General features: G+C 42.2%; 14 protein-coding genes and 1 tRNA gene. 5 read left to right on the top strand and 10 right to left on the bottom strand.

Annotated features, from left to right (window positions below):
• The first annotated feature begins 2 nt into the window (after positions 1-2).
• Positions 3-611 (top strand): SRPBCC family protein, encoded by a 609-nt coding sequence (locus V7K36_RS19015; protein ID WP_335118265.1) that lies wholly within the window; start codon positions 3-5, stop codon positions 609-611.
• 88 nt (positions 612-699) lie between these two features.
• Here V7K36_RS19015 and V7K36_RS19010 read toward each other — a convergent pair.
• Positions 700-772: transfer RNA gene (locus V7K36_RS19010), tRNA-Glu, on the bottom strand.
• 326 nt (positions 773-1,098) lie between these two features.
• Here V7K36_RS19010 and V7K36_RS19005 point away from each other — a divergent pair.
• Positions 1,099-2,985: a cation:proton antiporter gene (locus tag V7K36_RS19005; protein WP_335118263.1), complete on the top strand. Its 1,887-nt coding sequence runs from the start codon at positions 1,099-1,101 to the stop codon at positions 2,983-2,985.
• 118 nt (positions 2,986-3,103) lie between these two features.
• On the opposite strand, the gene V7K36_RS19000 is transcribed toward V7K36_RS19005, so the two are convergent.
• Both V7K36_RS19000 and V7K36_RS18995 read right to left on the bottom strand, forming a co-directional pair.
• Positions 3,104-3,706, bottom strand: coding sequence for a cytochrome b N-terminal domain-containing protein (locus V7K36_RS19000; RefSeq protein ID WP_335118261.1), 603 nt, complete (start codon positions 3,704-3,706; stop codon positions 3,104-3,106).
• A 266-nt stretch (positions 3,707-3,972) separates the two neighbouring features.
• The gene (locus V7K36_RS18995) at positions 3,973-4,668 is read right to left on the bottom strand and encodes an esterase/lipase family protein (RefSeq protein ID WP_335118259.1); all 696 of its coding nucleotides are present in this window, start codon (positions 4,666-4,668) and stop codon (positions 3,973-3,975) included.
• A gap of 678 nt (positions 4,669-5,346) precedes the next feature.
• On the opposite strand from V7K36_RS18995, the gene V7K36_RS18990 reads away from it, so the two are divergent.
• A complete protein-coding gene (locus V7K36_RS18990) occupies positions 5,347-6,804 on the top strand; it encodes a hypothetical protein (protein WP_335118257.1) in 1,458 nt (485 codons plus the stop codon).
• 641 nt (positions 6,805-7,445) lie between these two features.
• Here V7K36_RS18990 and petJ read toward each other — a convergent pair.
• The 6 genes from petJ to V7K36_RS18960 all read right to left on the bottom strand — a co-directional run bounded on the left by petJ (position 7,446) and on the right by V7K36_RS18960 (position 11,609).
• Positions 7,446-7,790, bottom strand: a complete 345-nt coding sequence (gene petJ / locus V7K36_RS18985; protein WP_335118255.1) for a cytochrome c6 PetJ — start codon at positions 7,788-7,790, stop codon at positions 7,446-7,448.
• A 243-nt stretch (positions 7,791-8,033) separates the two neighbouring features.
• The gene (petE, locus tag V7K36_RS18980; RefSeq protein WP_335118253.1) at positions 8,034-8,453 is read right to left on the bottom strand and encodes a plastocyanin; all 420 of its coding nucleotides are present in this window, start codon (positions 8,451-8,453) and stop codon (positions 8,034-8,036) included.
• A gap of 388 nt (positions 8,454-8,841) precedes the next feature.
• Positions 8,842-9,333, bottom strand: a complete 492-nt coding sequence (gene psbV / locus V7K36_RS18975) for a photosystem II cytochrome c-550 (RefSeq protein WP_334827184.1) — start codon at positions 9,331-9,333, stop codon at positions 8,842-8,844.
• Positions 9,334-9,465: 132 nt separating this feature from the next.
• Positions 9,466-9,681 (bottom strand): hypothetical protein, encoded by a 216-nt coding sequence (locus V7K36_RS18970; protein WP_335118251.1) that lies wholly within the window; start codon positions 9,679-9,681, stop codon positions 9,466-9,468.
• A 186-nt stretch (positions 9,682-9,867) separates the two neighbouring features.
• Positions 9,868-10,704 carry a carbohydrate ABC transporter permease gene (locus V7K36_RS18965; protein WP_335118249.1) on the bottom strand — a complete coding sequence of 279 codons (837 nt, stop codon included), beginning with the start codon at positions 10,702-10,704 and terminating at the stop codon, positions 9,868-9,870.
• Positions 10,701-11,609 (bottom strand): carbohydrate ABC transporter permease, encoded by a 909-nt coding sequence (locus V7K36_RS18960; protein WP_335118247.1) that lies wholly within the window; start codon positions 11,607-11,609, stop codon positions 10,701-10,703. Before V7K36_RS18960 ends, V7K36_RS18965 begins: the two co-directional genes overlap by 4 nt.
• 222 nt (positions 11,610-11,831) lie before the next feature.
• Between V7K36_RS18960 and V7K36_RS18955 the strand changes: the two genes are divergently transcribed.
• Positions 11,832-13,142, top strand: coding sequence for an FAD-dependent oxidoreductase (locus tag V7K36_RS18955; RefSeq protein WP_335118245.1), 1,311 nt, complete (start codon positions 11,832-11,834; stop codon positions 13,140-13,142).
• 154 nt (positions 13,143-13,296) lie between these two features.
• Here V7K36_RS18955 and V7K36_RS18950 read toward each other — a convergent pair whose 3' ends face one another.
• Positions 13,297-14,166, bottom strand: a complete 870-nt coding sequence (locus V7K36_RS18950; protein WP_335118243.1) for a proline iminopeptidase-family hydrolase — start codon at positions 14,164-14,166, stop codon at positions 13,297-13,299.
• Positions 14,167-14,262: 96 nt separating this feature from the next.
• On the opposite strand from V7K36_RS18950, the gene V7K36_RS18945 reads away from it, so the two are divergent.
• The gene (locus V7K36_RS18945) at positions 14,263-14,400 is read left to right on the top strand and encodes a hypothetical protein (RefSeq protein ID WP_335118241.1); all 138 of its coding nucleotides are present in this window, start codon (positions 14,263-14,265) and stop codon (positions 14,398-14,400) included.
• Positions 14,401-14,406: the final 6 nt, after the last annotated feature.

The raw sequence follows: 14,406 nt of genomic DNA, 5'->3' as shown, positions 1-14,406 counted from the left end.
AAGTGACTAAAAAACAGAACACAACAGAGAACCCTGATTTCCAGTCTCCTAGTGATGACACCAAGCAAGAGGAGGATTTACCTACTCATGCATTTGCTTTGTCGGCTAAGGTAGAAATTCAAATTGAGAAAATAGCAGAGCGACAGCGACAAATTAGTGCTAAAGTCCAAATTCCCCACCCAGTGGAACAAGTCTGGAAGGTCTTGACAGATTATGAAGCCTTGACTGACTTTCTCCCCAACCTTGCCAAGAGTCGTCTAATCGAGCATCCCAATGGTGGTATTCGACTTGAGCAAGTAGGCTCCCAGCGCTTACTAAATTTAAACTTTTTGGCGCGGGTGGTTCTGGATTTGGAAGAATACTTCCCTAAAGAAATTAATTTCCGCATGGTAGAGGGAGATTTTAAAGGCTTTTCTGGTAGCTGGTGCTTAGAGCCTTATTCCCTCGGTGAGTATATAGGAACAAATCTGTGCTATACAATTCAAGTTTGGCCTAAACGCACTATGCCAGTGGGAATCATTGAAAATAGCCTGAGTAAAGATTTACGATTAAATCTCCTGGCTATTCACCAACGTGTAGAAGAGTTAGCCAGCAAAGAACCTGATGTCTAGTTAAACGGTCATTCAGGAAGAATCTTGAATGATCGTTTTGCTTCCTAGATTTCGAGTAAAAAAGCAAAAGCTTTTTATTGTTTTTAAGTACCCCCAGGGGAATTCGAATCCCCGTTACCTCCGTGAAAGGGAGGTGTCCTAGGCCTCTAGACGATGGGGGCATCGGACTCAGACCTTTTATAAGGTAACGAATTTCCTTGCTCTTGTCAACAGCTTTTGCCAAAAAAAGTTTGTGGCAGCTAAACTGGGTGGAGGCAAAAGCTTGAAGAGGATACAAAAATATGGAGACACAAAAAGAATTCCGTAGACGCTTCTGGGGAAAGCCGCAGGGTGCGTCAACGTCCGGCGCTCGGAACTTCGAGAGACGCTCAGATAGAAAAAGCCCTGAATTCAGCAAGGGAGAAAGGGTATGATGTTGTACCCTGTAGAGTTAATATCTACGGTTTTGTACAAAAGATTTTGAAATAAATCGCTCAAAATCTACAACATGGAAGCATCTTTTGAAATCACCCTACAGATGGCGATCGCTGTCTTTGCAGGCATTAGCGCTCAGGTGCTGGCTGCATACCTTCGGATACCCAGCATCGTCTTGTTATTGTTGTTGGGCATCGTCTTTGGCTCTGATGGCTTAGGACTGTTGCATCCCCATTTGCTAGGCAGTGGACTGGAAGTTATTGTCGCCCTAGCAACGGCAATAATTTTGTTTGAAGGCGGACTTAACTTGGATCTGCGAGAGTTAGGCAGAGTTTCAGTCAGCCTACAATTGCTTGTCACTCTCGGAACGCTGATCACATTGCTTGGTGGGAGTATGGCAGCCCACTGGCTGGGTGAATTTCCCTGGAAAATAGCTTTTCTCTATGCTTCCATAATCGTGGTGACAGGCCCAACCGTCGTTGGCCCTTTGCTCAAACAAATCAATGTAGATCGGCAAGTGGCAACACTTTTGGAAGGAGAAGGGATTTTAATTGACCCTGTAGGGGCTATCCTCGCCTTCGTTGTCCTGGATACCATTTTGAACGGCGATGCTGACCCGATCAATGCGATCGTCGGTTTACTGATGCGCCTGGGTGTTGGTGGAGCAATTGGTGGTGCTGGCGGTTATCTGATGAGTTTGATTTTCAAACGCGCCAGTTTTCTGTCATTTGAGCTAAAAAACTTAGTGGTGTTGGCAATACTTTGGAGCCTATTTACTTTATCGCAAATCATCCGCAGTGAATCGGGAGTAATGACAACAGTAGTTGCAGGGGCAGTTTTTGCTAACTCCTCAGTCCCAGAAGAACGTTTATTAAGGAGTTTTAAGGGTCAGCTGACAATTCTCAGCGTCTCGGTGCTATTCATCTTATTAGCTGCTGACCTATCCATTGCTAGTGTGTTTGCTTTGGGTTGGGGTAGTTTATTCACCGTTTTGGTACTAATGTTTGTCGTTCGCCCGATTAATATCCTCTTGTGTACCTGGAACAGTGACCTAAACTGGCGACAGAAACTATTTTTAAGCTGGGTTGCACCTAGAGGAATTGTTGCCGCCTCCGTAGCTTCTTTTTTTGCGATTTCGTTGACACAGCGCGGCATTAACGGCGGTGATTCCATCAAAGCTCTAGTATTCCTGACAATTATCATGACTGTTGTCTGTCAAGGGCTAACAGCTGGCTGGATTGCTAAATGGCTGCAAATCACCTCTAAAGATGTAACTGGGGCAGTGATTGTGGGTTGTAGTCCCTTGAGTCTTTTGATTGCCCGGTTCTTTCAAGAACGGGAAGAAAACGTGGTCATGATTGATACTGACCCCCAATGTCTTGTTCAAGCTGAGGCGCAAAATCTCCGGGTTATTGCCAGCAGTGCGCTGGATGCTGCTGTTTTGGAAGAGGCAGGACTTGCCTCTATGGGTACTTTTTTGGCGATGACAAATAATGGCGAAGTGAATTTTGTTTTGGCTCAACGAGCAGCTGAGGAATTTAATCCGCCGCGTGTCTTAGCTGTTTTTCCTCGTGATCCGCAAGCGAGTACTTCGGTTAGTAATAAAGTTAATCAAGCTTTTATCCCAGACTTAGCGATTAAAACTTGGAATGAATATCTGAATGATGGGCGAGTCAAGCTAGGGACAACCACGCTGAATGAGTCGGAATTTTCCACTCAATGCGATCGCATCCAAGAAATGATTCGGACTGGGGTGTTGATACCGCTATTGGTAGAACGAGAAGAACGCTTACAGGTAATGCCAGCTAACCAAGATTGGGAAATTGGCGATCGCATTATTTACCTGTTGCATGACCCCAGACCTAGCCTTTTAAAACGCTTATCTGGTGCTACCCAATCCACTCCCCTCTCTCTAGAAAAGTTACCAGAGGTTGAAGACTTATCCCTCGCCCAATTTTAGATTTTAGATTTATCCTTCAATCTAAAATCCCAAATTCAAAATCTAAAATTGAATGACAGACGCGATTAATCGCGTCTCTACTCCTAACTCCTGTACAGACGCGATTAATCGCGTCTCTCTAACTCCTAACTCCTAACTCAGTTTGCGATTCCTGCCACACTAAAGCCGATAAATTTACTATGGCAAGAATTAGCGTTACCACCGAAATCAGATAACTGTGTATTGTATAAAGGTGTCCGACGGTAACTGTGTTAATGGCTCCACCGCCCGTCAGGATGTCGCGCAGTTGGCCACCAATAAAAGGAATGGCTTCGATGGTTCCCAACTCAATGCTAAAACGCCAGTATCCTTCCTGAGTCCAATCTAAAATCATCGCACTCCAATCCAGCCCGATCGCACTTAGGGTCAACAAAATCCCGCTAATCCAAGCAGCTAGCCAACTCTTGCGAAATTGCCGACCTAAAAACATCACCACAATTTGAATTAGAGCGATCGCAATTACCGCATTACCAGCAATATCATGCGCTCTCCAAAACAACCACCCGTATGACAGTTGTGTATTAATCATCTTTAAGGAGTTATAAGCACCGCCTGCTGTCGGTTCATAGTAAAAAGCAAGCAAAACTCCGGTAGATACATAAATTAAGCACAAAGTCAGAATCACGACTGATAATATCGTCGCTATTCGCCGCAAAATCTTATCGAACTGGGTGCTTTGCATGGCTCACCCCTCCTGTTCTTAACTAAGTATTTATTCTTGTTATTACAATTTTAGCTAAGAAATATTAATAAATGTTGCATTTGTAAATTAAAAATTAAGTTTTTTAAGATTAGCGAACTAGCCCGCCTCAGACTTAAAGTCTGAGGCTAATAGCCCAAGTCCACTCAAGTGGACTAAAACCGTTTAATAGTCGTCTTTGGACGACTTTAGCTATTAGCCTAGTAATTCATTGCAAAGCGATTGTTGAGACTAGCGCAAAATATCAGTTAAATCAAATATTGCACCCATGCTTTTAAAGGTTCTGCTGAACCATACCAAATTCCAGGACTTCTGGGAGAATGCCTCACACCTTCAATCACCAGATTTTCTGCCCCTTCTAGGTGAGCAGCTTCGATGGGTGTGATTCCATCTCCCCAAGTGTTACCCTTGCCACAGGTTAATTGATAACTACTGTAAGCTAACCAGCTACCGCGCCGCCTTTCCCCATAGATAGTTTTGCCAGCGACACAAACATAACGAACGTTTTTGTAAAAAGCTCCTGGGTAGTTATTGGTGACAAAATCCAGATTGAAGCGTGTCCAGCGTTCTTGACTAATGTGGGGTGTACCCAAGGTGATCAGAGTAGCAACCAAGGGATGTGCTTCCCAGATCAATGGTTTGACATCACCGCGTACTAAATAGGGCTTTTCTCCCATGTAGATGCGGGATATCCAACCTCCGGCTGAGTGACCAATCAAATTAACTTGAGTAGCATTATGTTGCTGCAATGTATGCTTGATCGTCAGATCGAGTTGTTGCAGAATTGGTGTTACGGGTCTTCCTCCAATAGTGGGTAGCCAGTCACGTCGTCGCAGTGGTACTGTAACCGTGGGAAAATCTAATTGTTGTAGGGATTGTTCTAGTTGACGGTAAGCGATCGCGCTTTCTAGATATCCAGGCAAAATAACTGTCGGTAACGGCATTTGAGATTTTGGATGTAATGATTGGGGGTTTGAACTTTTTGACGAAGAAGTAGTCAGATTCAGACGCTAGAATTGCGATCGCCCGACTGACTCCTTTTATAAAAACCCAAATAGCTTTGGTGGCGTTTAGGGCGAGAATGTCAATAAAATTGTACAATTTGCAACAGTTTTAAGAGCTGGTAATGTGGTAGTATTTTCACATAGGGCTTAGTCTGGGACAAGCAAGTGTGCCATCTGCCACAGCAGTCTAGTTGACTGCAAAACAGTAGAAAAAACAAGGCAGCTTCAGTAAGTTTTGTGATCTACTCAAACTTGTGTGTTTACTTAAACTTTATAAATATCCCAGATATTAAATTTAATTGTGTGCTTCATTACAATAAAAAATCAAAAGTAGTAATTTTTCAAATATCTTTTTAGTAAGCTCAAATTTGAATATATGATACAGCGTCATTAATCTGGGTTTTATACCCTGAACGAAAGTTTTCAATCAGACTTCTTTCCTCCAGCCAGAACTGCCCTCTGCCTTCTGTTAATAAATGGCAATTTTGGCATTTTGATTGCTAGTATAGGAAGTTATTATTTCCTTAGATGGATGCATCTCTTGCAAAATATTGCAATGTAGTCGGAAAGAGAAAATCGCTAGTAAACTGCAACTGAGCCGAGTGAACGATAACAGCTATGTCTTACGTCTCCCTGCTGAAAAATATACCAGAAATCTTAAGCCAGCCAATTGGGATAGCAGCTATAGCTTCTCTTGGCATCCACGGTGCGATCGCGATGATTGTGCCATTGATGCCTATGGATTCTAGCAAGCCCAAAGAAACAGCATCATCCAAAACAGTCGGACTTTTGGAATTGAGCCAAGCCGACCAAAACCGTTTGCCCCAAAGCACACCCCAAGTTGGTTTAGAACAATTTCCTCCAGTAGCCTCACTTTCTCCTCCGAATTTTAGCGCCCAAACTGTATTGCCCCCATTGGCACCGCCTCCATCCAGTCAGCTAGTATTGCCTCCGCTACCCCCATCATCGAATAGCTATCGGGTTTCTTCCTTGCCTCCAAGGCAGTCTTTGCGGATGATTCCTAGTGATAATTTGCGATTTGATGCGTCTAAATTTGACAGTTCTAAATACAATACCAGTGCCAAATTCTCTCCATCAGTTCCTCGTGTGAATGATAGTACCACCAAATACGAGCCACCTAAGCCACTGGCTCTAAATAGGTTGCCAGAATTGCAGTCGCAGAAAATACCTGATGATATTCTGCAAAATGCCCAATCTTCAAACTTATCTGACACTAACCCCATTGCAACAGCACAGGAAAATAGGACTCTACAGATGACGCAACCGGCTAATGATGCGTCTAGAATTGCTCAAAACCCGCTAATAAATTCTCTAAAACAAGCTCCAAGGGCTGGGGATAGCTTAACCCTAACTAGGGGAACCACGCTCAATACACCCGGTTTATCTGGGAAAGGAACTGAACTGGCGATTGCACAGCTAGACTCCTACGCAAACCTGAGAAAAGAAGTCCAGCAACAATACCCCAACGCTGAACAAAAACCAGTCATCCGCCAAACATTACCCACAAATAAGCCGAATCTTGAAGGTGCTGTTTTGGGTGTATTAGTGGTAGATCGTGATGGTAAGGTCTTAGATATCAAGTTTCAAAACAAGTTAGTTTCCCCGGAATTGGAATTAAAAGCAAGGCAATACTTCAACAAGCAATCCCCCAAAGGAGATAGACAGATCAGTTCCTATCCATTTAACCTACGTTTCCAAAACAGCATTAGTAACACCACTGGAACTACTCAAGAGCAAAAGCCCTCATTATTATCTACACCGGGAATCAATAACAATCAGCTTACGCCCTCACCAGCAGCTACTTTTAAACCATTACCTGATCTGCGAATCAGAAATAATCAGCCTTTGTCCTCACCGACAGGTACTCTCAAACCATTATCTGAACTAGGAATCAATAACAATCAGCTTACGCCCTCACCAGCAGCTACTACTTCCCAACCGTTATTGCTGCCGAGAGTGAATAATAGTCAGTCTACGCCCTCTGCTGAATCCCAGCAAAAATTAGTAGAACAGTTACGCGAACTGAAGGAAAACAGACAACAGTCTAATCCATAAAAATAATCACTCTGTGGTGATTTGGAATTAAGAAACAAGCTAAAAGCCATGAATGATAAGGATTGGGGATTTATCATTCATCTTTAAAATATCGTTTTTAGCAGTTGACGAACTGGCGATTGCTAGTTCGTCATATATATAACTAATTTTGAAGGTTCTAAGAAGGAAATGCACTGGGGGATTTCCAATGTTGTGGGGTGGGCGTCTCGCCATTGGTGTCTACTTACAACAGAATTCAAGTATTTGAACCACATCTGTCGTAAGGACACAGCATTGCTGTGCCCCTACCGTGTGGTCTATTTACCTGAAAATAGCCGTAAGCGCAAACCTTTTAAAACCTCGTTTCCAGCCAGAGGCGACTGGGAACGAAATAATCTATAAAAGCTGTTTTTAGACTGGCTTTCACGTTAAGTTGACACCAATGGCATCTTGCCCGCCTTTAATTACCGGCGGGCAGAGATGCCCACCCCACAATAATTAGACGGTATAGCTGAATACGCTTGGGTTAAGGATAATTGTAGGTTGGGTTGAACGTAGTGAAACCCAACAAAGTAGCGAAAATGTTGGGTTTCGTCCCTCAACCCAATCTACGCTGGTTTTGGTTTTTGACTTTAACCCAAGCGTATTGCGGTATAGCTACCTTACCAGCCTTGTTCTGCATTCTGAAAAACGTAAGCAGCTACCTCTAGAATCTCCTCAGAACTTAACTTGCTTTTAAAGGCAGGCATGGCATTTTTCCCATTTTGCACTTGGTGGATAATCGCCTGGATTGAGTCGCGATTATAATTTTCTAGGTACTTTGACAATGCTTCCTTTTTCAAGGTTTTCTGGCTAATCAGGATGTTACCGCCACCGATATGGCAAGAAGCGCAGTTAGCCTCGAAAATTTTAGCCCCGTTGGATGTTTCGGCAGCTAGTGCTGGACTAATGAATGTGAATTTGAATAGAGCGATCGCTAACAGTAGGATTAATAAAAGTATTCTCAAGAAATTTCCTCGCAACAAGCCTCCAGCAAGAGTATAAACGCGATTAACCCCCGATTAAGTCAAATTTGATCAAAATTGGCGGTAATGAGTTCACCCCTCCATCGCCAAAAGTTACTTAGGGTCTTAGGGGAGGATAGGACTCGTTACCGCCATTTATCGATTGTGTGCGTCACTCTAGGAGTGTGGCGTGTTGATCTGAGCTAATTTCACTGAGAAATCATCTTGTATCAAAGGTTGGTGTTTCTAGCCTTGGACAGTGATTGTACCAATCATGCCAGCACCACGGTGAGGTTCGCAGTAGAAGGTGTAGTCACCAGCAGGTGCGTCTGCGGGGAAGGTGGTTGTTTCTTTTTGACCAGGACTCATCAACAGCTTTTTATGAGACAGAGATTTCGCTAAATCGGCATCCTTACTAGGGTTTTTGGCAGGATCAAACACAACATTATGGGGAGGAACCTTATTATTTACCCATTCAATTGTGTCACTTGGTTTAATTGTCAACTTTTTCGGTTCAAATGCCAGCATTCCTTTATCAGTACCAAGTTTCACCTGGTATGTTTCAGCCGCAGCGCTGGGAGTAAAAACAGCGAAGCTGCTAACAACTAAAAGGATTGTCAACACAGCTAAACTAAGGCGTCGCCAGCTTGCCGAAATAAATTTCATGGCTCTCTCCTAACAAATAATTTTTTTCCTTTTCTCATTTTAAATAAAATCAACGCCAAATATGACAATCTGTCATAGATAGAATTTTTTTTTAATAATGGGGAGCAATTTATTGCAAAAAGCTGTGCAATCAAGAATAAATACTAGACTGCTATAGCACAAAAAGGCTGTGAATAAAGGTAAACAGTAAAATAAGAGATTTTGATTTTTTCTTTAGGAATATCTTGACTGATCAAAAATTTTTTGTGCCGCAATTAGGAACATTTTGTGCTGCGGTGAGAACGAAAGCAGCTAAAGTTTGCTGAAAACTGGGGAATGGGGAATGGGGAATGGGGAATGGATTTTTCCCGATGCCCTATTCCCAATGACTCAGTACTAATTCAAGGATTTAGTAATAGATTTTTCCGCCTCCCCACTTAGGTCCAACGATTTTGGGTTGTAAAAGAATATGACCAGCGATCGCCTCCAAGTTATCATCCGTCAGATTTCGCATTGCTGTGAAAATATCCGCGCTTTTGATACTGGGATGAATTTCGGAAATCTCTTCTTCCCCGTCGTAAGTAGTGGGATTTTTCAGGTAATCCACCAAGCCTTCAACGTTGTTACGGTTGGGTGTTGCCAGTGCCAGGTCGTCTGGAGCTAGTCCGACGTTTTGGTTTGTCTTGGTAACTCCCCCAGCATGACATTGGGCACAAGCGTAATTAAATAAGCGTTTGCCTTCTTTGACTTGTTTAAGGCTGAGTACGGTGGTATCGCCTTGAGTATTTAATGGCACTGTTCGGGTAGCTTTGTCCAGTTCCACTGCTGTCGCGCTACCGACAATCAACTGAAACGAGAGTAAAACAGTAACCACAACAACGCCAATTAGTCTTCTAAACATGTTTCCCCTTAAAGATTTTAACGCTCAACACAGCTAAAAAAGCGATTCTCAATCTCCAAGCTGCTAATTGCTAATGACTCATTTTCTGTGTCATTAGCTATCAGTGATTAGCCAAAGCTCCGAGATCACCCTTCAGGTGATCTCGTTATCACCCTCCAAGTCGCTAGTACTTTTTGGGCGTGTTTCAGACGATATTTGGGAAATAATTGCCTTTGCATCTTCTAACGCCAAACGGGTCTTTTGGTGTTTGTAGGCGATTCCCAGTTGGTTGCACAGAGAAAACACTTTTTCTACAGGAATGCTGTAGTCGGCTGCTATCTCTGCGATCGATAGGTCTGCAAAACCCATAATGCTTGTTAACTGATAGATAGAGATTGAGTCGCTGTAATACCAATATCACGTTAGGAGTGCAATTTGTTGCCCAAAATACTGTTTAGGGAATGGGGCATGGGGCATAGGGCATGGGACATGGGGAATAGGGTATGGAGAATGGGGGGACAAGGGGAATAATCTATGCCCAATGTCCAATGACTATTAACCTTTTCCTCCGGTAAAGGTGACGCTTTGAATAAAGTAACGATTAAAAAAGGCGTAAATGCCTAAAGCTGGCAAGGTGAAGACCATAGAAGCCGCCATAATGTAGTTCCAATAGCTGATGTATTGACCTTTGAAGGTGTTTAGCCCCAAAGGGAGGGTAAACATTTCTGGGTCAAATAGGATAACTATAGGTAGTAAAAAATTATTCCAACTCCCCATGAATACAAAAACTGCCTGTGCTGCTAGTGCTGGTTTTGCCAAAGGTAAGACAATATATCGGAAAATCCCAAAGGTATTTAAACCATCGAGTTGAGCTGCTTCTTCTAGTTCTTTAGGAAAATTAACGAAAAACTGCCGCATCATAAAGATAAAAGTGGCATTGACCATGCTAGGCACAATCATGCCTTGATAAGAATTCAGCCAGCCGATCGCTTTTAAAATCAAAAATGTGGGAATTAGGGTGATTTGCGCTGGTACTGCCAGTACTGCCAGGATTAGGAAGAACCAAAAGCGCTTGCCCACAAAGCGCAGTCTCGCCAAAGCATAACCAGCCATTGAATTTAACAACAAGTTTAAAAGCGTGACGCTGACGGCAATTACCACACTGTTGAACAACCAGCGCCAAAACAGTGGTTCTTGGACAAAGATTTGCCTGTAGTTATCGAGAGTAAAATTCTTGGGGAGAAAGTTGGCTTCACCACTGACAATCTCTGATAGCGGCTTAAATGATGCTGAAAGTGCCCAGAGAAAGGGAATTAGGGTGACGATCGCATAAAGTGTCAGCAAGAGGTATAACAAGACTTTGAGCCACGATAAGCCAGAGATGTTAGTCAAATCCGTTCGCCTCCAAAAAGTCGCCGTTGAATCAAAGTGATGGCAATGATCACTGCTGCTAACAAAAATGCGATGGCAGCTGCATATCCCATTTGTAAATTCCGAAACACAGCTTGGTAAATTAGCAGCACCACAGTTAAGGTAGCGTTATTTGGCCCGCCAGTACCGCCAGAGAAGATGTAAGACTGGTCAAAAAGTTGAAAAGTTCCAATCACCCCCACTGCTACCACAAAGAAGGTTACAGGCTTCAGCAAGGGCAGAGTAATGTAAATAAATTGCTGCCATCCATTCGCCCCATCGAGTTCCGCCGCCTCATAAAGTGTTTGAGGTATATCCTGCAACGCCGCCAGATAAATCACCATGAAAAACGGCGCGGTTGACCAAATGTTCATGATCATAATGCCTTTGAGCGCAACTGCTGGATCACCCAACCAGTTATAAGTAGGTAGCCCCACAAAAGCGAGAAAATCGTTTAGTAGTCCATCGGTGTTATAAATCCACATGAAGATCAGCGTCAGCACTGCTGAAGAAGTGACTGTGGGCAAAAAGTAAAGGATGCGCCACCAGTTTTTACCGCGAATCCCAGAATTTAGAGTTACCGCCAGAATTAAAGCCAGGATAGTTTGAGTTGGCACAACAATAACTACATATTCTGCTGTGTTTCTCAAAGCAATCCAAACCCTTTGATCTTCAGCTAATCGCGTGAAGTTCCGAAAACCGATGAACTCGTATTCAATACCGCCAAGGAGTTGAACTTTTTGCAAGGAAAGAAAAACGGCGTAGAGAATGGGTAAGACTACAAAAGTTCCTAAAACTAGAATGGTGGGCATGATGAACATATACCCAGCCAAGTCTTCTGTGATATTCCACCTGGGATTACTCCGCCGCCTGCTGATTTCAAACATTACTGAACCTCCGCGCATGATTATTTATCGTACTTCGTGTTCAGAACTCAAAACTTCGTTTTCAGAACTGGCAATGCCAAGCTTTTTTTAACCCGTCCAACGGAGTGGCTCCCAATGAGCAACTGGCGCTCTACTTCTTGTCGTCTGGCGAGTAATAAATTAGACTTTACAAAAATCCTCTAAAAATCTAATATTAAATTACAAAATATTTTATTAACAACAGTGAAGAAAGTTATTATTGTTGGCGCTGGCCCTGCTGGAGTTTTACTGGCACATTATTTATCGCGTCGCAGCACTCAATATAAGATAGAAATCTACGAACGCCGTAGTGACTTACAAAAAGTTTCTTTGGCTAACTCTAGAACTATTCCTTATGGCATCAATGAAAGAGGACTAAGAGCTTTGAGGAAAATAGAGGGGTTAGAAGCAGCAGTTAAAGCGACTTGTGTAGAAAATCATGGCAGCATAATATATCAAAAAAATAAAATATTAGAGAATCGGCCTAAAAGCAAATATTCATTTAACACTGACCGAACTAGTCTATTAATAGCTTTATTATCACAATTAACTGAAAAGTCCGACAACAAAGTTGAAATCTACTATGATTGCAAATGCACTAGTGTTGATTTTGAAAACAAAACTCTGACCTTTGATAAAGTTAAAGAAACAGTACCAGAAAATCAGACAGAAAAGTTTCAGGTTGATTATGACCTATTGATTGGTGCAGACGGAGCGCGTTCAATAGTGAGAACGCATTTTCTCAATACCGAGTTTTTTGAATTTCAGCAAGAGTATGCTTCTGCTTGCTACAAAACAGTTTTCTTATTAAGTAATAAAGAAAAAACAAGCAAAAACTTAAAACAAAACTATCTTAATATATGGAGAATAGAAGAAGGTATTACTTTTGGAATAGTGCCTCAACTAGACGATAAGTTTATTGGGATTTTATTCTTTCCACAAAAGACAAAGAAAGTAGTTAATTTATCTACTAAAGAAGAGGTAATGACATTCTTTCAGCAGAATTTGCCAGAGGTTGCGCCGCTAATTTCTGAAGAAGAAGCAGAAGCTTTCCTGAAAAGACCGATAGGAACACAATTAAGAACACGCTGCGATCGCTATCATTATGGTGACAGTGTGCTAATTCTTGGAGATGCTGCTCATGCTATTTCTTCGAGTCTTGGTCAAGGTTGTAATAATGCTTTTGAAGACGTGCTAATCTTTGATAGCCTTTTAGATGAGTATTCTGATGAATGGGCTACTGCTATAAAGCAGTTTACTATCCGCCGGCGACCAGACGCATACGCCTTGTGGGAACTCGACACAAATGTTATACCTGCATCTAAAACTTTATTTACTGAATTTCTCTTAAGGGAAAGTCTTGCGAAGATGATGAATAAACTATTTCCTCAGTTTTTCATGCCTCCTTTGCGAGAATTATTATCTACTACTACAATTCCCTACTCAAATATTCTTAAGTCCTATCAAGGTTGGATATTAAAAGTCAAAAATTCTAATAAAAAGTTTTTGAATTAAACTAGAATTCGGAAGGCAGAATCAATACTTCGGCAAGCTTAGTAACCATGAGTGGGGGATTTAGACCCACCACTCATTGAAGAACACCAAATTTAAAATTTGGTCGGGGATTAAAAAGTTTAAGGAATATGAGACTCAACTTACAATCTTATCTTTACAGGGCTGTTTCGACACGATTCAAAAATTCGCCCAAGACTTGCAGGAATCGTTCTGTCTCTTCCAGATGAGGCATATGTGAACTGTTTTCAAATAGTACCCACTCAGAGCCGGAAATACCTTGGTTAACTATTTTAACACAAGTAGGCGTAACTTCATCGTAGCGACCTGAAAGCAGCAGTGTAGGCACGATAATTTCACCTAGATGATCTTCAATATTCCAGTCGATAATTTTGCCTGCACCCCGAAACTCTGTACCAACTTTGCTGTAGGCTCTAGTTAAGCAGCTAGGCCAAGGGTCTATTCGGCAAAGAAAAGAATGATTGAATACTTCCATTGCCTGTTTGTATTCGGGGTCTTGAGTGCTACCATCAGCTTCATGCTTACGAATGATCTGTTGTACTTCGATTGGTAGCTGATTCATGAGGCTATAAGCTTCAGTTACAAATTGTTGAATGCTAGAAGGCGTGCTAGCTAGAACGAGACTAACTAATGCAGTGGGTTGAGAAAGGGCATGTTCGAGTGCTAAACAACCGCCCCATGATTGCCCAAATAGATGAATTTGGTCTAAATTTAAGGCGCTACGGACGGCGACGAGTTCTTCTTTGAATAAATCAATGGAATACAATTTTGGATCTGTAGGGCGATCGCTATTACCACACCCTAATTGATCGTAAAAAATAACTCGCCTTCCGGTTGCGGCGATCGCTTCCAATGATTCTAAGTAGTCGTGAGGTACTCCTGGACCTCCATGAAGACACAGCAGGGGTAGCTTGTCAGAATCTTCTTGGTCTGGTTTAACGATGCGATACCATACCTGATGACCACGAAATGAGATAAAGCCTTCAATGGCAGAAGTTACAGTCATGGAGTTAGTGTTTTACTACTCAAACAAATATACTCAATTACGCGATCACTTGAACCTCATTGAGTTTATAAATTGGGATACGATGAAAATATTTGGATGGAAAGTGTCAATTTAGAATGGGGTCATCGAGATCCAGTAGATCAAGTTGTCGTCACACTAGCCAGAAGTAATCAAGCTGCAATAATTACAGCAGATAAAGAGATAGCAAATTTCTACTCAGAAGTAATTTGGTGAAGGTAA

This window comes from Nostoc sp. (genome assembly GCF_036919555.1).
Classification (GTDB): domain Bacteria; phylum Cyanobacteriota; class Cyanobacteriia; order Cyanobacteriales; family Nostocaceae; genus Nostoc.
The sequence above is the reverse complement of the archived record's forward strand: the minus strand, read 5'-3'. Positions and strand labels throughout refer to the sequence as shown.